Origin of the sequence: Shewanella sp. T24-MNA-CIBAN-0130 (assembly GCF_040310185.1) — a bacterium.
Lineage (GTDB): Bacteria > Pseudomonadota > Gammaproteobacteria > Enterobacterales > Shewanellaceae > Shewanella > Shewanella psychromarinicola.
In genome coordinates this window covers 1-300 of record NZ_JBEOPP010000216.1, presented here as the reverse complement: position 1 = coordinate 300, position 300 = coordinate 1, and the positions used below count along the sequence as shown (strand labels likewise).

Annotated in this window: 1 pseudogene; it reads right to left on the bottom strand. The window is 34.0% G+C overall.

The window, feature by feature from the left end:
- Positions 1 to 187 (bottom strand): annotated as a pseudogene (locus AAEZ02_RS22125) (cysteine desulfurase family protein); the annotation flags it as partial.
- Positions 188 to 300: the final 113 nt, after the last annotated feature.

The following is a 300-nucleotide window of genomic DNA, read 5'->3' as shown; positions in this document are numbered from 1 at the left end:
TTACAGCTTTAATAAATGTATCTATTTGTTCAAACGTCACATCAAGTGGAAAACTAAGTCTAATAGTATCTTCAGCTTGTTCACGCGTTAAACCTAAAGATGTTAATACATGTGAAGCTTCGATTTCTTTTGAAGAACAAGCTGAGCCTTGTGCTAGGCTAAGTTTTTGATCATTATCGCGGATCATTAACGCTACGTTGGTATTCAATAATGTTAAGGATAAACAATGAGGTAAGATTTTAGTTCGACCATTTATTTTAAAGCCAATCCCGTCATTAGTGAGCCCTTCAATTAATTACT